Origin of the sequence: Enterobacter kobei (genome assembly GCF_001729765.1) — a bacterium.
In the GTDB taxonomy this organism is placed as follows: domain Bacteria; phylum Pseudomonadota; class Gammaproteobacteria; order Enterobacterales; family Enterobacteriaceae; genus Enterobacter; species Enterobacter kobei.
Genome location: NZ_CP017181.1, coordinates 962,435 through 982,135, shown reverse-complemented (window position 1 = coordinate 982,135; position 19,701 = coordinate 962,435). Strand labels below are relative to the sequence as shown.

General features: G+C 56.2%; 15 protein-coding genes. 7 read left to right on the top strand and 8 right to left on the bottom strand.

Annotated elements, in window-relative coordinates:
• Window positions 1-7 precede the first annotated feature (7 nt).
• A complete protein-coding gene (locus tag BFV64_RS04620; protein ID WP_059373143.1) occupies window positions 8-2,782 on the bottom strand; it encodes an autotransporter YaiT-related protein in 2,775 nt (924 codons plus the stop codon).
• Between the two features lie 450 nt (window positions 2,783-3,232).
• Between BFV64_RS04620 and hemB the strand changes: the two genes are divergently transcribed.
• Both hemB and olsF read left to right on the top strand, forming a co-directional pair.
• Window positions 3,233-4,207 (top strand): porphobilinogen synthase, encoded by a 975-nt coding sequence (hemB, locus tag BFV64_RS04615; protein ID WP_069601773.1) that lies wholly within the window; start codon window positions 3,233-3,235, stop codon window positions 4,205-4,207.
• 72 nt (window positions 4,208-4,279) lie between these two features.
• Window positions 4,280-5,983 (top strand): bifunctional ornithine lipid synthase OlsF, encoded by a 1,704-nt coding sequence (gene olsF, locus BFV64_RS04610; RefSeq protein WP_069601772.1) that lies wholly within the window; start codon window positions 4,280-4,282, stop codon window positions 5,981-5,983.
• 88 nt (window positions 5,984-6,071) lie between these two features.
• On the opposite strand, the gene tauD is transcribed toward olsF, so the two are convergent.
• The 6 genes from tauD to mmuP all read right to left on the bottom strand — a co-directional run bounded on the left by tauD (window position 6,072) and on the right by mmuP (window position 12,428).
• On the bottom strand, window positions 6,072-6,920 hold the full coding sequence (tauD, locus tag BFV64_RS04605; protein WP_063667293.1) for a taurine dioxygenase: 849 nt from the start codon (window positions 6,918-6,920) through the stop codon (window positions 6,072-6,074).
• Window positions 6,917-7,744 carry a taurine ABC transporter permease TauC gene (tauC, locus tag BFV64_RS04600; protein ID WP_063667292.1) on the bottom strand — a complete coding sequence of 276 codons (828 nt, stop codon included), beginning with the start codon at window positions 7,742-7,744 and terminating at the stop codon, window positions 6,917-6,919. The genes tauD and tauC overlap by 4 nt, the downstream gene beginning before the upstream one ends.
• Window positions 7,741-8,508, bottom strand: coding sequence for a taurine ABC transporter ATP-binding subunit (gene tauB, locus BFV64_RS04595; protein WP_063667291.1), 768 nt, complete (start codon window positions 8,506-8,508; stop codon window positions 7,741-7,743). The genes tauC and tauB overlap by 4 nt, the downstream gene beginning before the upstream one ends.
• 10 nt (window positions 8,509-8,518) lie before the next feature.
• Window positions 8,519-9,481 (bottom strand): taurine ABC transporter substrate-binding protein, encoded by a 963-nt coding sequence (gene tauA, locus BFV64_RS04590; RefSeq protein ID WP_032637373.1) that lies wholly within the window; start codon window positions 9,479-9,481, stop codon window positions 8,519-8,521.
• Window positions 9,482-10,108: 627 nt separating this feature from the next.
• On the bottom strand, window positions 10,109-11,041 hold the full coding sequence (gene mmuM / locus BFV64_RS04585) for a homocysteine S-methyltransferase (RefSeq protein ID WP_032637374.1): 933 nt from the start codon (window positions 11,039-11,041) through the stop codon (window positions 10,109-10,111).
• Window positions 11,028-12,428 carry an S-methylmethionine permease gene (mmuP, locus tag BFV64_RS04580; protein WP_014882714.1) on the bottom strand — a complete coding sequence of 467 codons (1,401 nt, stop codon included), beginning with the start codon at window positions 12,426-12,428 and terminating at the stop codon, window positions 11,028-11,030. Before mmuP ends, mmuM begins: the two co-directional genes overlap by 14 nt.
• Window positions 12,429-12,773: 345 nt before the next feature.
• Here mmuP and BFV64_RS04575 point away from each other — a divergent pair, with 345 nt between their 5' ends.
• A complete protein-coding gene (locus tag BFV64_RS04575; protein WP_014882713.1) occupies window positions 12,774-13,883 on the top strand; it encodes an AI-2E family transporter in 1,110 nt (369 codons plus the stop codon).
• Between the two features lie 118 nt (window positions 13,884-14,001).
• Window positions 14,002-15,786 (top strand): diguanylate cyclase, encoded by a 1,785-nt coding sequence (locus BFV64_RS04570; RefSeq protein WP_069601771.1) that lies wholly within the window; start codon window positions 14,002-14,004, stop codon window positions 15,784-15,786.
• A 35-nt stretch (window positions 15,787-15,821) separates the two neighbouring features.
• On the opposite strand, the gene BFV64_RS04565 is transcribed toward BFV64_RS04570, so the two are convergent.
• Window positions 15,822-16,721, bottom strand: coding sequence for a LysR family transcriptional regulator (locus BFV64_RS04565; RefSeq protein WP_045281703.1), 900 nt, complete (start codon window positions 16,719-16,721; stop codon window positions 15,822-15,824).
• A gap of 98 nt (window positions 16,722-16,819) precedes the next feature.
• Between BFV64_RS04565 and BFV64_RS04560 the strand changes: the two genes are divergently transcribed.
• The 3 genes from BFV64_RS04560 to BFV64_RS04550 all read left to right on the top strand — a co-directional run bounded on the left by BFV64_RS04560 (window position 16,820) and on the right by BFV64_RS04550 (window position 19,693).
• Window positions 16,820-17,614, top strand: a complete 795-nt coding sequence (locus BFV64_RS04560; protein ID WP_023332201.1) for an SDR family NAD(P)-dependent oxidoreductase — start codon at window positions 16,820-16,822, stop codon at window positions 17,612-17,614.
• A 45-nt stretch (window positions 17,615-17,659) separates the two neighbouring features.
• A complete protein-coding gene (locus BFV64_RS04555; protein WP_045281704.1) occupies window positions 17,660-18,877 on the top strand; it encodes an L-dopachrome tautomerase-related protein in 1,218 nt (405 codons plus the stop codon).
• 321 nt (window positions 18,878-19,198) lie between these two features.
• Window positions 19,199-19,693 carry a putative pterin-binding protein gene (locus BFV64_RS04550; RefSeq protein ID WP_032628721.1) on the top strand — a complete coding sequence of 165 codons (495 nt, stop codon included), beginning with the start codon at window positions 19,199-19,201 and terminating at the stop codon, window positions 19,691-19,693.
• Window positions 19,694-19,701 lie beyond the last annotated feature (8 nt).

The window sequence follows — 19,701 nt, the reverse complement described above, 5'->3', positions numbered from 1 at the left end:
TCAGGTATTACCAGGTATATTTCACACCCAAATTGGCGCCCCAGTTCTGGTCAACGTCACCGCCGCCAAGATACGTGGCATCCGTGTACGCGCTGAAGTTCTTCGTGAAGCTGAACTGCGTACCCAGCCCTACACGCACCGCAGAGCCTTTAACGCCGTTGTCGATGCTGTCGTCGTTGATATCCGCAGTGTTATCAGCATCATCATAGACATAGGCCAGCTTGAAGTAAGGCGTCAGCGCCTGCTCGCCACCGTAGTTGAAGGTATAACCCGCATCCAGGCCGAGTTCATAGCGCAGGCTATCGTAAGATTGCCCATCAACGCGCATGTCATTACTCAGGCGATAATCATCCCCGGACTGGAACAGACCGGATACCGCCGCGTAAGGGGTTACGTAGCCAGACAGGTTTGGTTTCCAGTCATAGCCCAGCTTCATGCCAAAGCCAACCGCATCGGTGGTCGTGTCACCGTCAACGTATTGACCGTTGCTCATGGTAGCTGAAAGGTCGTTGTTAAAGCGGGTGTAGCTCAGGGAGCTGTCGAGGAACATATCGTTCGCAAACTTCGCAGAGGCATAGATCATTGCCGTCTGGCTGTCCTGATCGACCTGACCGGTACGATCGCTGATATCCCCCTTCGCGAAGCCTGCTGCACCGCCGACGATCCACTTCGCATTGTTACCGTCAATCTGGGTGTCCAGACCGACCATAATGCCGCTCACGTCCTGATCGTAGCTGATAACGCCATTGTCACCGTCGTAGTTGCCACCGAAGTAGCTCACCCAGGCTCCGCCATTGTCCGCCAGGCCATGACGGCTGTTGGTCAGACGCGAACCGACGGTATCCTGCTGCAGATTCCAGATATTGGTATTGGCAGAAGGAATGCTCAGCGCCATGTTGGCGTAGTCGCTCAGCGCTTTCTGCTCAAGGACAACGGTATCACCCTGCTGCTGTGCCTGATAGGTGTAAGCCCCTAAATCCGCTTTGTTTGCGGCAGTAAAGTGGGCTGCGGTATCCGGATTGTTATCATAAACACGGACGATCTCTTTGTTTTTGTAATCAGCGACGGAGCCTGCGCCGGTCGCATCATCAATGCGCACTTTATAGTTACCGGCAACGTCACCGTTCACCGCCAGATGGCCGTCTGAGTTCAGTGCGACGACACCATAGTCGTAGTCCGCGCTGTAACGATCGTTAGTGATATAACGCGCGTTATTCAGATCGCTGTTCAGCACATAATCACGGCTGGCTACGTTCAGTACGCCACCGTCGGTCAGCACCATATTGTGCGTGTCGACCTGACCCAGACCCAGCGCCAGCTCGGCACCGTTATCGACGGTGATCGTATTCGCATACAGCGCGGCCGTCTCTTCGGTCAGAGCTGCACGGCTATCGCTGTCCAGATAGAGGCTGTCGGTCGCTACGCCGCCGCTGTCGCCAATATTCAGCGATGAAGCATTGGTTAGGGTAATGGAGTCCGCCAGCAGGCCAGCGTTTTCAACGTTGACCTGAGAGCGGTTATTCACCGCCAGCGCGTCGATGTTAGAGATCTTACGGGTATCCCACTCGGAACCGTTGTCCAGCGTTACGTTGAACAGGCCGCTCTGGTAAACCGCTTCGCCCGCTACGTGGCCGTTGCTGTCAAAGGTGGAGTCAGGCCAGATGCTATTAGGCGCCAGCGCATGCCAGTCAACGTTGCTGTAACCCAGACCGTACATCTGCGAAGTGCCAATGGCTTCAACGCTGGACTGCGCCGCACCGACCCACTTGCTGCCGTTGGTCAGCGTCACGTCCAGCCTGTCGGTGCCATCCCAGGCATTAGTGGTTGGGTTATAGACGCCATCATCGGTGGTATCGGTTGCCGGATCGCCATTTTCGTAGAAGTTGTTATCGAAGGTGCTGGCGAACAGGATGTCGCCGGTGACGGTAGAATGGTCGAACGTGGCGGTGGTCTGCATGGCGTTGTCAGATGCGCTGGCCGCAACGATCAGCGCCGCGTCATCCGCACCCGTGGCGTGGGTTTCACCGTAGTCGCTCGGCTTAGCCGTTTGACCGTAGAATCCGCTGGTACCCAGATCGCTGTAGGCGCCTGACGTCAGCACGGAGTCTTTAACCACCAGCGTATCGGTGAACACGTTTGCGCTGTTCGCCACGCCTTCAACGCCGTCATACGGAGTATTATCGAGCTCCTGATAGCCCTGCGTTAGCGTAATGCCCGCAACGTGGGAATTATTCTGGATAACAATATCAGACTCCACGTCCAGCGTAATCGCGTTACCGAGAGCGTAGGTATCCAGGTAATGGGTTTCCGATGTTTCGCCCTTCACGACGTCATAAGCGTAATGCTCGTAAGCGTCGTTGATCGTGCTGTTATCGACAGTCAGGCTAAAACGATCGAACTGACTATGCGCGGTACCGTCGGCGTCTACGCCGTCGGCACAGTTTGCGGTCATACACTCAGAGGTAATCATACCGTTGATGGTGCTGTTAGAAATGCTGAGCGCATTAGAATGACCATTGATGCCGTCATCCAGATAATACGTCGAAATAACGCCATTCACCGTTGATTTATTGATCACCGGATAAATATCACCGTCATGGCTGGCATCAGTGTAATCCCAGTCAGCATAACCATAATACCACGGGGTTGAGGCGGCGTTATCATATCCAAATGTATTATACGTCGTACCGGAAATATCTTTCGCATTGGCCTGAGAAGCGATAGCCAGGGTACAGGCTAATGCAAGTTGAGATACAACCAGTTTCTTTTTCCATGTTTGCATTGGGTCATCCCTCCTCAGGGACGTAAGCAAGTTTGTCCGTCAAATCATTGTGCAATATTCAATTGTGGAGAGAATTATGCAGTTGCATTTAGAAAAGGTTCAATGAATGATTCCATTAAGTCCGCATACAGACAAAAAAACAGAAAAAAGGTCAACCACACAGCAGACAATCATTATAAACATTATAAAAACAGAAAGTTGAAAATTAATTTCATAACTCACATTAATATTATTAAAATAAATAGATCATTATTTTTTATATATTCCATCTGATATAGAAATCATACTAATCATTCCCCTTTTCCTGAAAAAACAGACCGCGCGAGTGTAGAGTGAAAAAAGGTTCTTCAGCCGTCAATTTGAGAAAAGAAAAAAGCCTACTTTCGTAAAACAACGGCCTTCACTTTGAGGTACACTAGGCCTCTTTGTTCCACAAACATCAGGCATCCCATGACCGATTTAATTGCACGTCCCCGCCGTCTGCGCAAGTCACCTGCACTGCGCGCTATGTTTGAAGAGACAACCCTGACCTTAAACGATCTGGTGTTGCCGATTTTTGTTGAAGAAGAGATCGATGACTACAAAGCCATCGAAGCCATGCCGGGCGTAATGCGCATTCCGGAAAAATATCTGGCGCGCGAGATCGAACGCATCGCCAACGCGGGGATCCGCTCGGTGATGACCTTTGGCATCTCCCATCATACCGACGCCACCGGCAGCGATGCGTGGAAAGAAGATGGCCTTGTCGCCCGTATGTCCCGCATCTGCAAAGAGACCGTGCCGGAAATGGTCGTCATGTCAGACACCTGCTTCTGCGAATACACCTCTCACGGCCACTGCGGCGTGCTGTGCGATCATGGCGTGGATAACGATGCCACCCTGCTGAATCTCGGCAAGCAGGCCGTGGTCGCGGCCGCTGCGGGTGCAGATTTCATCGCCCCCTCTGCCGCGATGGATGGACAGGTTCAGGCGATTCGTCAGGCGCTGGATGCGGCAGGCTTCACCGACACCGCCATCATGTCCTACTCCACCAAATTTGCCTCCTCCTTCTACGGCCCGTTCCGTGAAGCGGCTGGCACGGCGCTGAAGGGCGACCGTAAAACCTATCAGATGAACCCGCTGAACCGCCGGGAAGCGATTCGCGAATCCCTGCTGGATGAAGCTCAGGGCGCAGACTGCCTGATGCTCAAACCGGCTGGCGCGTATCTTGATATTCTGCGCGACATCCGCGAACGCACTGAACTGCCGCTGGGCGCTTACCAGGTGAGCGGCGAGTACGCGATGATCAAATTCGCCGCGCAGGCGGGAGCGATTGACGAAGAGAAAGTGATCCTCGAAAGCCTGGGTGCGATCAAACGTGCGGGCGCGGACCTGATCTTCAGCTACTTCGCGCTGGATCTGGCTGAGAAAAAAATCCTCCGCTAATCTTCACCAAACTGCAATACAACCGACATCTGCTCCTTCTACTGTCTTCGCAAGACGGCAGGAGGAGTAACCATGTTTAGCCTCGATAGCGTTCTCGACGATCTTTGGCCTCAGGCGAGGCCTGCATCCTGGCAAAAAAGTCTGTTAAAAAGACTGTTTTACGAAGATGAATTCCAGCAGTTTGCCGCCGCGCACCGCCACCTCAAAGGACTGGACATGGTGGAGCAAGTTCTGGATCACCTTGATATTCTCTGCACCGTTTCCGCCCGCGATCTCGAACAAATCCCCGAACATGGCCCGCTGGTCATTATTGCCAACCACCCGACGGGCACTCTGGATGGGCTGGCGCTGTTGTACGCCGTCTCCCGCGTACGCCGTGACGTCAAAGTCGTGACCAACCGGATGCTGACCCACCTTGAGCCTCTCAGTTCACTCTTTATCCCGGTGGACAATATGGGGGGCAGGACGGCGAAATCCTCCCTGGTGCAGATGGAGCAACATCTGCAAAATGCGGGCGTACTGATCTTCTTCCCGGCGGGAGAAGTTTCACGTCCGACGCGCAAAGGCATTCACGATAAAAAATGGCACCCGGGCTTTATCAAGCTCGCCAGCAAGCTGCGCGCGCCGCTGCTGCCGGTGCATATTCAGGCGCACAATAGTCTCCTCTTTTATGCCAGCACGCTGGTGTCGCCGACATTGTCGATGCTGCTGTTAATGCAGCAGATGTTCCGCCGCCGCCATAGCCAGCTGCCGATTAAAATCGGCCAGCAGATCGCCTGGCATCACTGGCACAGCGCCACCCTTTCGTCGCGTGAGATGGCCGAGCAGTGCCGTCAGCACGTGATGCGTCTTGGCAAGGGAATGCCTGGCGTCTTTAAAACCCAGTGCGCCATTGCTCGTCCGGAGGACCGGGCGACTCTGAAACGCGCGCTGGCGCAGGCCGAGTGTCTGGGCAAAACCGGCGACGATAAGCTCATCTATCTGTGGCAGCGCAACGGCCAGGAAGAGGCTCCGCTGCTGCGCGAGCTGGGCCGCCTGCGCGAAATTGCGTTTCGTGCGGTGGAGGAAGGGAGCGGCAAGCGCCGGGACACCGACCGTTACGATGACGATTATCTGCACCTGATCCTGTGGGATGATGAGGATCTGGAGATCGTGGGGGCGTATCGCTTTATGCCCACCGCAAAGCAGATTGCGCATCGGGGTCCGGAAGGGTTGTACAGCTACAGCGTGTTCCACTACGACGATAAAATGCAGGACGTGCTGGAGCACGGCATTGAACTGGGTCGCAGCTTTATTCAGCCGCGCTACTGGGGACGCCGCGGCCTGGATTATCTCTGGTCCGGGATTGGGGCTTATCTGGCACGTTATCCGCACTACCGTTATCTGTTTGGCCCGGTCTCGATTTCCGGAGGCTTACCGCCAGCGGCGCGGGATCTGCTGGTGGCATTTTACCGTCTGTGGTTCCCGGCAAGCCATCCGCTGGCCGCGTCGCGCCAGCCTTATCCTGCATCGTTACCGGACGTGCTGGCACAGTTTGGCGGCGTGGATTACGTGGACGATCTGACGAAGCTGAAATCCCTGCTCGGCAATCTGGGCTGCGGCATTCCGCCACTCTACAAGCAGTATTCCGAGCTGTGCGAACCGGGTGGCGTGCAGTTTATTGATTTTGGCAGCGACCCGGCGTTCAACAACTGCGTCGACGGGCTGGTGCTGGTGGATTTGTGCTACCTGAAGACGAACCGCTATCAGCGGTATATAGGGGTTCACTCTTTGTAGGCCGGGTAAGCGCAGCGCCACCCGGCAAAAAAGGTGCACAATTGCCGGGTGGCGGCTACGCCTTACCCGACCTACAGGTACTACAGGATCAAGGGCGATAAAACGGCTTATCCCCCAAAATCGTCGCCCGCTGCATAATCCGACGCTGCGGCAGATAGTCCGCATTGGCATAGTGCTGCGTCACGCGGTTATCCCAGATCGCCAGATCGTTCTCCTGCCAGCGCCAGCGCACCTGAAACTCCGGTTTGGTGATATGCGCAAACAGGAAGCGTAGCAGCGCCTCGCTCTCTTTTTCCGTCACGTCCACAATGCGCGTGGTAAACCCTTCGTTCACGAATAACGCCTGCTTGCCCGTGACCGGATGGGTACGCACCACCGGGTGCAGCAGCGGAGGATGTTTTGCAACCGCATCCAGCCAGCGCTGATGCTCCTCTTCGCTTTTACGGTACTTGTATTCCTGGAACGATTTTTTGAAATCGTGCTCCGCCCGCAGACCACTCAGCAGCGTCCGGAACGGTGCGGACAGCGCCTCGAAAGCCGCAATGCCGCTCGCCCACAGCGTATCGCCTCCGGTCTCCGGCAGCATTTTTGCCGCGAGGATCGCCCCTGCGGGCGGCGTCTCGATAAAGGTCACATCGGTGTGCCAGTTGTCATTATCCGGCGGATTATCGTTATGGGTATCCAGGACGATAATCTCCTCCACCCCTTCCGCATGCGGATAGACCGGATGGATATGCAGATCGCCAAAGCGTAGCGCCAGCGCGCGCTGCTGCTGCGGGGTGATCGCCTGCTCGCGCAGGAACACCACCTGATGGCGCAGCACCGCGTGATACAGCTGCTCGAACTGGTTATCGCTCAGCGGACGGGTTACATCCAGGCCCGACACCTGCGCGCCAATATACGGCCCCAGCGGGGTAATGGTCAGACGTTCACTCATTGTATTTCTCCATGCCAGGGCGTCAGACGACGCTGTAGCGCGCGCAGCCCCAGCTCTAATCCGAAGGCGATCGCGGCAATGACTGCGATCCCTGCCAGCACCACGTCAGTCGCCAGGAACTCTCCCGCCGACTGCACCATAAACCCTAATCCTCGCGTGGCGGCGATCAGCTCTGCCGCCACCAGCGTGGACCACCCCACGCCGAGGCCGATGCGCAGCCCGGTTAAGATCTCCGGCAGCGCGCCCGGTAAAATCACGAACAGCAGCACCTGTGTCCGGCTGGCGCCCAGCGACTGCGCCGCGCGGATCCGCACCTGCTGGGCACTTTTGACGCCCGCCAGCGCCGACATCGCAACCGGGGCGAAAATCGCCAGATAGATCAGCAGGATTTTTGACGTTTCACCGATGCCAAACCAAATTACCATTAGCGGCAGATAGGCCAGCGGCGGCACCGGGCGGTAAAGCTCAATCAGCGGATCGAGGATGCCGCGCACCGTCGGGCTTAAGCCCATCGCGATGCCAACCGGAATGCCGATCATCACCGCCGCCAGCAGCGCCACCAGAATGCGCGTCAGGCTTGCGCCCAGATGCTGCCAGAGCGTGGCATCCATAAACCCCTGCGGCCCGGCGAGGGCAATAAGTTTGGCCAGCACCTGTCCCGGCGGCGGCAGAAAAAGCGGGCTGATCCACTGCAGTGCCGCCACCAGCCACCACACCGCCAGTAACACCAGCAGCGTCCCGACGCTCAACGTGAGCTGGCGGGAGAACGGCCAGCGCAGCGCCTGACGCGTGCGGCGCGTTTTTTCACTGAAGACGATGCTCATGAGAAAGCCTCCCGTTGGTCAAACACGCGGCTTAGGATGTACTCACGCTGGTCGATAAACTGCGGATCGGATTTGATGCTGCGCACGGGTTCTCCGGCGACATAACGGCGCGCGAACTCGAGCGGCAAGCGTTCCACCACGCGCCCCGGCCCCGGCGATAACAGCACCAGCTCGGTCGCCATAAACACCGCTTCTTCGATGTCGTGGGTGATCAACAGGACCTGCTTGCCCGTCTCATGCCAGAGACGCAACAGCAGGGTTTGCATCTGCTCGCGGGTGAAGGCGTCCAGCGCGCCGAACGGCTCGTCCAGCAGCAACAGCTGCGGGTTTGCCGCCAGCGCACGGGCAATGCCGACACGCTGGCGCTGACCGCCGGAAAGCTGCCAGATAAAGCGTTTTTCCGCCCCTTCGAGACCCACTTTTTTCAGCATCTGCCGTGCCGTTTCCAGCCGCTGTTCGCGGTTCCCCCCCGCAAGCTGTAGCCCAAATGCCACGTTTTCCTGCACGTTGCGCCAGGGGAGCAAACCTTCATTCTGGAAAACCACGCCGCGCTCGGCGCCGGGGCCTTCCACCTTTTTGCCTTCCAGTTGGATGGTGCCACGCTGATAAGGGACAAAACCGGCAATCAGATTCAGTAGCGTGGTTTTCCCACACCCGGAGGGGCCCAGCACCACCAGCAGTTCACCGCTGGCCAGCGTCAGGTTGATCTCCTCCAGCGCGGGTTTGCCGCCGTAATCGGCATACAGGTTAGTTATGCTCAGCATGGCGGACTCCTTATTTCACAAAGCGGTCGGTGACGTACTGGCTGTAATCCGCCGCTACCGCGGGCACTTTGCCCTGCGCTTTCAGGAAGGTGGCGGTATCGACAATCGCTTTGTTCACCGGCCCGGTCAGCTGCTGCACCTGCTGCGCAGGGGTCAGGTAGGTATTGCCTTTCACCAGCCCCGGCACGTCCGCTTCCGGCACGCCGCTCAGTCGGGCGAGTTTTTCAAGATTGGCGGGCTGCTTCAGCCATTCATCGGGGTTACTGATATAGGGCTGTTGGGCGTCGAGGGCGCTTTTGGCAAAGGCTTTCACCACCTCGGGATGTTTCTCAGCAAAGTCTTTGCGCACGACCCACACGTCGAGCGTCGGCGCGCCCCACTGGCCCACCTTTTCGGAGTCGGTCAGCACGGTGCCATCTTTTTCCAGCTCGTTCACGGCTGGGGCCCAGACATAGGCTCCGTCAATATCCCCACGCTGCCAGGCCGCGATTATCGCGGGTGGCTGGAGATTAAGAATCTGAACCTGCCCCGGCTTGATGCCCCAGTGTTTGAGCGCCGCCAGCAGGCTGTAGTGGGTGGTAGAGATAAACGGCACGGCGATGCGCTTGCCGATCAGGTCTTCCGGTTTGGTGATGTTTTTCTTCACCACCAGCGCTTCAGAGTTACCGAGCTGCGAGGCGAGCAGGAACACCTCAATCGGCACCTGCTGGCTGGCCGCGACCGCCAGCGGGCTGGATCCGATATTGCCGATCTGCACGTCGCCGGAGGCTAACGCACGCACGACGGACGCCCCACTGTCGAACTTGCGCCAGTCGACGTTCGCGCCGCTCGCTTTGGCAAAGGTGTTATCCGCCTGCGCAACTTTCGCCGGTTCCGCAGAGGTTTGATACGCGACGGTGACGTCTACCGCCTGCGCCTGAAAGGCCCACAGCGCCAGCGCGCCGAGAAGTGTGATTCGCGATGAAATTGCCATAGTATCTGCTCCCCTTGTTGTTATGAGGGCAGTATTTCCGGCGCGGGAATTTTGATAAAGGAATTAAAACGCATCGCTCATAACGATTCGTTTTTAGATAAAAAGTGGGAAAGGATAGTTGGTTTTGTGCGATTCGTTTTTTCCCCTCTCCCTGTGGGCTGATGTATCCCCGCAATTAAATGCGAGCAGTGAACAATTCCCTCGCCCCTTCGGGGAGAGGGTTAGGGTGAGGGGAACATACGGCTGTAGTGGTCATTCCGTTCACTTAATGTTCCTTGCCACTCTGTGACGGCATGACCGGTGAACGTGCCAGGGTGGCTCAATCGCCACCACCCTGGCGACCCGGGCTCCCGGCGGTAAATCGCCGCTTCGCGGTGCCCTCAGCTTATTCCTTCAGGCTATCGGGTCGGGCATGAGCCTGCATCCCTGCAGGCCACGCCCTCTCGGCACATCCGTGCGCCTCGCCCCGGCCTTACGGAAACGCTTCGGCGATTTACAGCCGGACCAGAGCATCGCTGTAAGTTATTCATTTCACATTATAAAATTGAATGGCTTCTGGTTAAAAAATTTACACGGAAACCCTCATATATAGGCCGGGTAAGGCGTAGCCGCCACCCGGCAGAGAAGTCAGCGCTTTGCGTTTAGCTCAGCAATATCCTTCGGTGTGGTGCGACAGCATCCACCGATTAATTTCGCTCCAGCCGCCAGCCACTGTGGCAAATAGCCCGCCAGCGTCTCGCACGCTTCGCCGTGGTGGTGCCAGGTTTTAGTCACCGCATCATAGTGCTCGCCCGAGTTCGGGTAGACCACCAGCGGCAGCGCCGTCAGGCTTTGCAGATGTTTCAACGCCGCGGTGGTGTTTTCCAGGGCGATGCAGTTGATGCCCAGCGCGACAATGTGCGGGGAGTTTGCCAGCACGTCGACCACCTCACGCAGCGGCGTGCCGTCGCTCAGGTGCTCGCTATCACGCAGGGTAAACGAGAACCACGCCCGGGCGCGAGGATACTCGGCCAGAAGCGCCGCCAGCGCCTTAATTTCCCCAAACGAAGGCAGCGTTTCGCAGGCCAGCAGGTCAGCCCCCGCATCCAGCAGCGCTTCCACACGCGGGCGGTGGAAGGCGGTAAACGCCTCGGCGCTGCGCACGTAGTCGCCGCGATATTCCGAACCATCCGCCAGATACGCGCCGTACGGCCCCACGGAGCCTGCCACCAGCAGCGTACCTGCGTGCGGGTTTTCAGCCAGATACGCTTCGCGCGCCTTACGCGCCAGTTCCACGCTTTTGCCAATCAACGCCCGGGACTGTGCCTCGTCCAGCCCGCGTGCCGCGAAGCCCGCGGGCGTGGCCTGGTAGCTGGCAGTGATCGCCACCTGCGCCCCTGCGCGGTAATAATCAAGATGCACTTCGCGGATAAGTTCCGGGTTTTCTACCAACACTTTGGCAGACCAGAGGCTGTCTGCAAGGTTACACCCGCGCGCTTCCAGCTCCGTTGCCATCGCCCCATCCAGCACCACAAACGGCTGTTTTTCGAGAAGGGCGGTAAGCGGATTATTCTGCGACATGTTCAGGCTCCTGCGATGTCATATTTCGGGTCAGGTAGTACGCACCATAACACAGGGCGACAAACGGAAGCCCGCAATAAAGGGCAATACGCTGGCTCGGGTCAAACCACAGGCCGACACAGGCAACCACGCAGAGAATAAAACCGAGTACCGGCACCAGCGGATACCACGGCGCACGATACTGCAACGCAGAGAGCGGCTGGCCGGACTGCAGATGTCGGCGACGGAAAACGAAGTGCGACGCGCAGATGCTGATCCAGACCGCCACCACCGCAAAGCCGGAAATGGCCGAGAGCGCGACAAACACCGTGTCCGGGGCGATAACGCTTGAGAACAGCGCCAGCACGCCACCGAGCATGGAAACCGAAAGCGCCGTCAACGGCACACCATTTTTGTTCACCCGGGCAAAGCAGCGCGGCAACGTTTTTTCGTTAGAGAGCGACCACAGCATGCGCCCGGAGGCGTACAGCCCGGAGTTGGCCGCCGAGAGGATCGCCGTCAGGATCACGAAGTTAAAGATATCTGCCGCGTAAGGAATACCGACCTTCTCAAACACCAGCACGAACGGACTCTTTTCCACGCCCGCCTGCTGCATCGGGATCAGCGCCGCCAGTACAAACACGGTGCCGATAAAAAAGATAATCAGCCGCGCGATGGTGGTGCGGATTGCGACCGGAATGACCTTGTGCGGATTTTGGGTTTCGCCCGCCGCGATACCAATAAGTTCGGTGCCGGAGAAGGCAAAGTTCACCGCCACCATGGTCATCAGGATCGGCAGGCCGCCGTGCGGGAACCAGCCCTCAGCGGTAATGTTGCTTAACCCCGGCGCAGGAGAACCGTCCTGCATCGGGATAAAGCCAAAGACCGCCGCCCCGCCGAGGATAATAAAGGCGATGATGGTGATAACTTTCACCAGCGAGAACCAGAATTCGCCTTCAGCAAAGAAGCGCGTGGAGATGACGTTAAGGCCAAAAATCACCACGCAGAAGACCACGCACCACGTCCAGACGGGCACCTGCGGGAACCAGTACTGCATGCAGAACCCGGCGGCGGTAAAGCTCGACCCGAGCGCCACCGTCCAGGTGAGCCAGTAGAGCCACGCCACGGTGTAGCCCGTCGCCGGGCCAAGATAACGGGCGGCATAGACGTGGAACGCGCCGGTTTCCGGCATCGCCACGGAAAGCTCACCAAGACACTGCATCACCAGCCAGACCACCAGCGCGCCAATCAGGTATGCCAGCAGCGTGCCCGCCGCCCCGGTCGTGGAAATGATATAGCCCGTATTAAAAAATAACCCAGTCCCAATCACGCCGCCCAGCGAGAGCATAATCAGGTGGCGTGTTTTCATGGTGCGCTTCAGCTGCCCATTTTCTTGTTGTGTTTGCATATTACCTTCTATACGTATGGACATCTAAACATCCAAAGAAGGTGTTATACCGCGATTGTTAATAAAAAGCTAGATGACCAGACGCAAACGAGCGCGCCGCGCACTGAGTCTGGGGTGGGATGTCAGGATGACATAGAGAAAAGGACGCCAGGCCATAAGCACCTCCGCAAGCTGATATGTATATCATGGTGCGGGAAGAGACGATCTTCGGTCAGTCGAAAGTGGGATCCGTGAAGAGTGGATTCATACCGCAACACTGTCCACAGAACAGGTAAGGCGCAAAGGTTGGTAATTCTCACAATCAGTTCTATAGTCGAACAGTTTCTTAGTAACCAGGAATGACTGATGCGCTTTAACGGACTGACCAAAGGTTTCTTTATTTTCATCCTCGCCCTTGTGACCTGGGCCTTCTTCGACGTGCTGTCGCCCTACTTCTCCGCAATACTGTGGGCCGCTATTCTGACCGTGATTTTTAACCCGGTAAAAAACAAGCTGCGCACCGCGCTGGGGGATCGCAACGGGCTGGCCTCGCTGCTGACCATCGGCATTATCTGCCTGATCGTCTTTATTCCGCTGATGGTGATCCTCTCCTCACTCGCCATTGAGCTGAACGTGGTGTACACCAAGCTTCAGGAGAACAACACGCAGTTCCCGGAAGTGGTGGCGAGCATCTTTAACCACCTGCCGGACTGGGCCAGCGGCTTCCTCGCGGATCACAACCTGAACAACGCGGCGCAGATCCAGAAAAAACTCTCCGATGTTGCGCTGCAGGGCGGGCAGTATCTGGCGGGTAGCGCGTTTCTGATCGGCAAAGGTACGTTTGGCTTTGCGATTAGCTTCGGCATCATGCTTTATCTGCTGTTCTTCCTGCTGAAAGACGGACCGTATCTGGTGCGCCAGATCCTCGACTCCCTGCCCCTGTCTGATTTCGCCAAACAACACCTGTTCGCTAAATTTGTCGGCGTATCGCGTGCCACGGTAAAAGGCACGGCGGCGGTGGCGGTGGTCCAGGGCATACTCGGCGGGATTGCGTTTGCCATTGTGGGCCTCGACGGGAGCGTCCTCTGGGGCGCGCTGATGGCTTTCCTCTCGCTGGTACCCGCCATCGGTTCGGCGATTGTCTGGGTCCCTGCCGCCATCTTCCTGTTCGCCACGCACCAGATCTGGCAGGGGCTGTTCATTGTCGGCTTCTTTGTGATTGTCGTCGGACTGGTGGACAACATCCTGCGACCGCTGCTGGTGGGTAAAGACACCAAAATGCCGGACTATCTGATACTGATCTCCACCCTCGGCGGCATGGAGCTGTACGGCATTAATGGCTTTGTCATTGGGCCGCTGATTGCCGCGCTGTTTATCGCCTGCTGGAACCTCTTCTCCGGCCGCGACCACGAAGGAAATGCTGAAGAGCTGGATGCCGATTTCATTGAAGAGGGAAAAAACCCTCCAGATTTGTAAGGATGTGACGATATAGACCCCACCAGGCGGCACTGTGCCGCCTTTTTTTCGCCATAAATCAGCCGTTTTCTATAATCTGAAGAACGCCATCCTCTTCATGTTGTAAAAGGATCACCAGGTGCGAATCGCGACAATTACTAACTGGGCCTATGGTGCCACGGTCTGCCTGACCATTGCGTCCGGCATTATCATGCTGCTGGCTTCCGGCGCCGACACCGCGGAACGTCAGGCCATTGAACAGCGTCAACGTTTTGATGAGCTGACGGAAAATATTGAAACTGATGCCTGGGTACAGTCCGATTTAGCACGCCTGTACGTCGTCAAAAAAGATCCTCAAATCCTCAAAGAGTATAACCAGTCAGAGAATAGCCTGAAGCACATCGAGCTGAAGCTGGAAAAACTGCAGGACGCTGGCGCATCGGATGACGAGCTTGCCCTGCTGCATAAAGGCTTAAAGATTGTTGATGAGCTGCAGGACGAACAGCAAATGGCCCTGGCGAACACGGCGCGGGGTGAAGACGCTCAGGCCATCGCCCTGCTCTATGGTGCCTCTTATGAGCAAGAGCTTGAGCGCGCCCAGAACCAGATCGATCACTTTCGCCAGATACTCGACAAACGTGTAATCACGTCCGTACGGGAGGCGACAAAAAAATCGAAAGCGCTGCGAACGGCCTCTGAGTTGATGGTTGGCCTCACCGCCCTGCTGTTCCTGTTTGTGCTTGGCTTTATATTAAAACGCCGCGTGCTGCGTCCGGTCGTGCGCCTGAGCGACGTGGTGCACCGCCTGGCATCACAGGACTACGCGGTGGAAACGCCCAACTTCAACCAGATTGATGAGATCGGCGATATGGCGCAGGCCATCCGCATCTTCCGTGAAAACGGCCTTGCGCGCCAGCGTCTGGAAAAAGAGCGCGATGCCGACTGGGCCATCCGCGAGCTGCTGGCGCGCATGACCCAGAGGCTGCAGGGATGTGAGAACGTAAACGATGTGATTAACGTGGCGGAGTTGTTTGCGCCCAATATTGCACCGGGGATCCCTGGCCGACTCTACGTTCTCGACCGGGATCCGTGGCAGATGCGCTGCGTCGCGCAATGGCTTGCGCCGGTGGGTGACGAGACGACGTTCCACCCTGACGAGTGCTGGGCCGTGCGTCGTGGTCAGAGCCATCCGCCGGTCAACGGTGAGCCGGATATCGCCTGCTATCACCTGCAGGAAGAGACGACGAACAGCGCGCTGTGCGTGCCGCTTATCGCCCAGGGGGAGGCCATTGGCTTGCTCTCTTTCCAGAACACCAACGCGGACAATGCCCCTTCCCGCCCGTATCTTGAACTGATGGCTGAGGCGCTAGGACTGGCGCTGGCGAACCAACGTCTGCGCGACGCGTTACTGGAAAAAGCCCTGTTTGACCCGCTCACCGGCCTGCGTAATCGCCATCATCTGGAAGACACCCTGCACACCCAGATGGCACAAGCCATGCGTAACGATGAACCGGTTAGCTGCCTGATGATCGACATCGATCACTTCAAGAGCATTAATGACCGTTTCGGCCATGAGGCCGGAGACCTGGTCATTAAAAGCGTGGCGCTGATTGTTCAGCGGGCCGGGCATGACAGCGGGCTGGCCTTTCGCTTCGGGGGGGAGGAATTTCTGGTACTGCTTCCCGGCGCCGGAGAAGCAGAAGCGCATGCCTGTGCGCAGAAAATTTATGACGGTGTGCGTGAGCTGTCGCTTCGTTACGGCCTCTCAGAGATTGGGCCGGTGGATGTCTCGATTGGTATTGCCAGCTATCCAGAGCATGCCCAGAGCGACAACCTGCTGCGCGCCGCGGATGTCGCCTTATACCGGGCGAAAGAGCTGGGCCGGGCGCGGATTGTGAGTTTTGGGATGCTGGAAGCGGGTTAAGGTTAGACTCTTATTCATGACGCATGATGTTCATGTCATTGTTCTGACGCCAGAAGATCAATCATGGCCCGTGTGGCTGCTGACTGGCGTCGATGGGGCGCATAGATGAGCGAGAAAGGTCGCGATCGTCCACGAAGTTGCGGAAGTATCTCAACTAACTGGCCGCGCTGTATCTTCTCGCGGACAATGAATTCGTAGCTCTGACAGACCCCTATTCCATGTTCAGCCAGCGAAACCACGCCAAGGACATCATCTGAAATCTCGATGGTTGAATCTGTCTGCCAGTCAACATCCCGCTCATCCACGCGAAATACCCAGGGCGCAATACGGCCGGTACGCGGCATAATAAAAGGCAGGCACATATGCTGCCGCAGTTCATCGAGCGTCTGCGGCATTCCCATGCGATGAAGGTAAGCGGGTGAAGCAACCAACAGCAGTGCCGCATCCTGCAATTTACGCGCGACGAATCCACTGTCAGGCATTTGACCCAGGCGAATAGCCAGGTCGAATCCCTCAGCGATCAGGTCGACATTGCGATTGGTAATGTTCAGCTCCACCTGAACGCGCGGAAACTGTTGGGAAAAGCGGGCCAGCAAGGGCGGCAGACAATAATGCCCATAGGTGGTCGGGACGCTGATCCGTACCCGGCCAGTCAGATCCCCCTCCTGCCCCCGGCCATCGCGTTCGGCGTCATCAAGCAGGGAAAAAGCAGAACGCGCCTGCTCAAGATAAATCCGTCCGGCTTCCGTTAGCCCCACACGACGTGTGGTGCGTTGCAATAGCTGTCGTCCAAGACGCACTTCAAGGCGGGAGACCGCACGACTCAACACTGAGGGCGTGGTTGAAAGGGCGACCGCTGCAGCGGTAAATGAGCCATGTTCAACAACAGTAATGAAGACCTCAACATCGCCGAGATAATCGAATTTTCTGCTCATCTTGCTCTTTCAGGAACAAATGTTTTTCATTTTCGCTAATTTATCTCCGTTTGAGCGATGAGTAAAGTAGCCGCACTTGTTACCAAAAGGCAAAAACGATGGATCTTCAACTCAACGGTAAGACAGCACTTGTTACAGGGGCCACCGCAGGCATTGGGCTGGCTATCGCCAGTACTCTTGCGCGCGAAGGTGTTGCCGTCACGATTACCGGACGCGATCGGGAAAAACTGCACAATGCGGTAGCGAAAATTGCTCAGGCAGCTCCCCAGGCCCGGGTATCAGCCATTGTCGCCGATCTGGCGAACGCTGAAGGTGCAGAAGCGCTGATTAAGGCCTGTACGGATACCGATATTCTTATCAATAACCTGGGTTTTTATGAAGCCACCCCTTTCGCTGATATCACCGACGAGGAATGGCTACGCATGTTCAACATTAACGTGATGTCAGGCGTTCGTCTTTCACGGCATTACTTCCCACGCATGCTAGCACGCAACTGGGGCCGGGTGATTTTTATGTCCAGCGAAGTTGGCGCTTTCACGCCGCCAGACATGGTGCATTACGGCGTCAGCAAATCAGCTCAACTCGCCGTATCGCGAGGAATGGCAGAGCTGACGAAGGGTACCGGCGTAACGGTCAACAGCGTACTGCCATCGGCAACCCGCTCTGACGGAATCATTGATTACCTGCGCCAGACAGCGCCTGAACCTGGCATGACAGACCAGCAGATTGAAGCGCATTTCTTCCAGACCTACCGCCCCAGTTCGCTGATCGCGCGAATGATCGAGGCTGACGAGATAGCCGCTATGGTCGCGCTACTGGCAAGCCCACTCGGCGCGGCATCAAACGGGGCTGCGGTACGCGTCGAAGGCGGAACGTTCCGCTCCATTCTTTGATACCGCATTAAGAAACCGCGTCTTACTCACATCACCGGAGCATGTATGTCCTACCGTATCGGTACTTTCCCCGCCATTGCAATGGCGGCATTGTTCTCTTTCGCAAGCTGTGCCAGCGCGGCGGATCAGATGCCTCTTGAGCACTGGCGCAGCTACTCAGGCGTAAGCTGGGATAAACCTGAAAACGTGCAAATGCCAGCCGTGTTTTCCGGGTCGGTGAATGCCCCCTTAGCAGGCATTCACTTTGATGCAAAGGGTCGGGCCTTTGTCAGCACGCCCCGACTGATTTCAGCCAGCGCCCCCGCCACGTTGAATATTCTCGACACCGATCCTCAGTCCGGACCCGCGCGCCTGACAGCATTTCCGTCCCGCGAGCGTAATGCGGTTGATTCCGCTCCCGATCAGAACCTGCGCAACGTGCTCGGCTTTTATGTTGATCGTAAAAACGGCTGGTTATGGGCGCTGGATATGGGGTTCATCGCGGGAGAAACGGAATCCCCTTCAGGCTCGCAGAAATTGGTCGTACTGGATCTCGACTCGGGCCGAACGGTTAAACGTATCCCCCTGGACGGCGTGGCCGACCGTAAGGCAAGTTTCCTTAACGATGTCGTTGTCGATGAGAATCATCGTATCGCATACATTTCCGACAGCGGGTCGCGCAGTGCGCCTGAAAACCGTGTCGGCCTGATCGTCGTGGATTTCGCCACCGGCACAGCCCGACGCGTGCTGAATAGTCACCCTGCCCTGCAGATTGAACCGGGGGTAAACGTCATTTCCCATGGCGCGGAGGTATGGCCAGGTAAACCGCTATTGATTGGTATCAACGGTATTGCGCTGTCTCCCGATGCAGAAACATTGTACTGGACGGTGACGACGGGAACACATGCATACGCGGTGCCCACTGCCGTGCTGAAGCAACATGATTCAACTGATGCGCAGATTGCCGCTCAAATTCAGAATCTGGGCACGGTGGGAGGTAATACTGACGGTTTGGTGACCGATGCAAAAGGCTACCTCTATATTACAGATGTCACCCGTAACGGCATTGTCAGATATGATCCGAAGACCCGTAAAATGTTACTTATTGCTGCAAATGAAGCCATAAAGTGGCCAGACACACCGGCTATTCGCCCGGACGGTGACCTGATCTTCACATCAAGTAGCCTTAATGACCACTTCGCTGGAATGGTCAAACCAGGCCATGAACGGTACGATCTGTGGCGCTTGCGACAGGACACGAACCCGCCGATGAACACTCGCTAATATGGCTGCGCCACCCAATGGGTGGCGCTTTTTTAGCTGTGACGGACAGGTAAAATCTGTGTCGTGAGAAAATAACGCTCATTTAAAACGATTATTTTTTAAACGCAAAAGAGCTTATTCAAGTAACGTTAGTTTGTCTCAAAATTTCAGTAGCACCATCCACAAATCAAACACCCTACCCTAAAACCACCCAACCCATTGTTTTTAATGGTTTTTACTAAACTAAACGTGCAGTAACAACCGCTACTCAACAAAATATGTAAACTACTGTGATAACTAAATTATAATTCATATACTTCGTTAAAAAAGTGGGGGGTCAAAATGAGATTAACCTTAATGCTGTTGTGCTGTCTGGTGCCAACTTTAGCCTGGGCAGGTGAACTGCCAAAACCTGTTGGAAAACCTATTTTGACGATTTACGGTAATATAGAAAATACCAACGAAGAGGGAAAAGCAGTGTTTGATCTCGCCAGCCTTGAAAAACTAGGGATGGTGAGTTTCGAGACGACATCGCCCTGGTATAACGGACGTACAAAGTTTGAGGGTGTCCCTATGAGAAAACTCATGGATTATGTGGGGGCAAAGGGTACTAACGTTAACGTCATTGCGCTCAATGATTACTCTACCGTCATCCCTCTTAGCGACTTCAAAAAATACAACGCCATACTTGCCTTAAAGGTCAATGGCGAATATATGCGCATCCGCGACAAAGGCCCGTCGTTCATTGTTTACCCTTATGACAGTCTTCCTGAGTTGAATAATCAAATTTATTATTCGCGTTCAGCATGGCAGGTTAGCAAAATGAAGATTGAGTAGCAGTTCAG

Coding starts and splice junctions, on each gene's coding strand:
- olsF (WP_069601772.1), top strand. CDS start 4,280: ATGTTTAGCCTCGATAGCGTTCTCGACGATCTTTGGCCTCAGGCGAGG.
- mmuM (WP_032637374.1), bottom strand. CDS start 11,041: ATGTCGCAGAATAATCCGCTTACCGCCCTTCTCGAAAAACAGCCGTTT.
- BFV64_RS04575 (WP_014882713.1), top strand. CDS start 12,774: ATGCGCTTTAACGGACTGACCAAAGGTTTCTTTATTTTCATCCTCGCC.
- mmuP (WP_014882714.1), bottom strand. CDS start 12,428: ATGCAAACACAACAAGAAAATGGGCAGCTGAAGCGCACCATGAAAACA.
- BFV64_RS04620 (WP_059373143.1), bottom strand. CDS start 2,782: ATGCAAACATGGAAAAAGAAACTGGTTGTATCTCAACTTGCATTAGCC.
- BFV64_RS04560 (WP_023332201.1), top strand. CDS start 16,820: ATGGATCTTCAACTCAACGGTAAGACAGCACTTGTTACAGGGGCCACC.
- BFV64_RS04565 (WP_045281703.1), bottom strand. CDS start 16,721: ATGAGCAGAAAATTCGATTATCTCGGCGATGTTGAGGTCTTCATTACT.
- BFV64_RS04550 (WP_032628721.1), top strand. CDS start 19,199: ATGAGATTAACCTTAATGCTGTTGTGCTGTCTGGTGCCAACTTTAGCC.
- tauC (WP_063667292.1), bottom strand. CDS start 7,744: ATGAGCATCGTCTTCAGTGAAAAAACGCGCCGCACGCGTCAGGCGCTG.
- BFV64_RS04555 (WP_045281704.1), top strand. CDS start 17,660: ATGTCCTACCGTATCGGTACTTTCCCCGCCATTGCAATGGCGGCATTG.
- tauD (WP_063667293.1), bottom strand. CDS start 6,920: ATGAGTGAACGTCTGACCATTACCCCGCTGGGGCCGTATATTGGCGCG.
- tauA (WP_032637373.1), bottom strand. CDS start 9,481: ATGGCAATTTCATCGCGAATCACACTTCTCGGCGCGCTGGCGCTGTGG.
- tauB (WP_063667291.1), bottom strand. CDS start 8,508: ATGCTGAGCATAACTAACCTGTATGCCGATTACGGCGGCAAACCCGCG.
- hemB (WP_069601773.1), top strand. CDS start 3,233: ATGACCGATTTAATTGCACGTCCCCGCCGTCTGCGCAAGTCACCTGCA.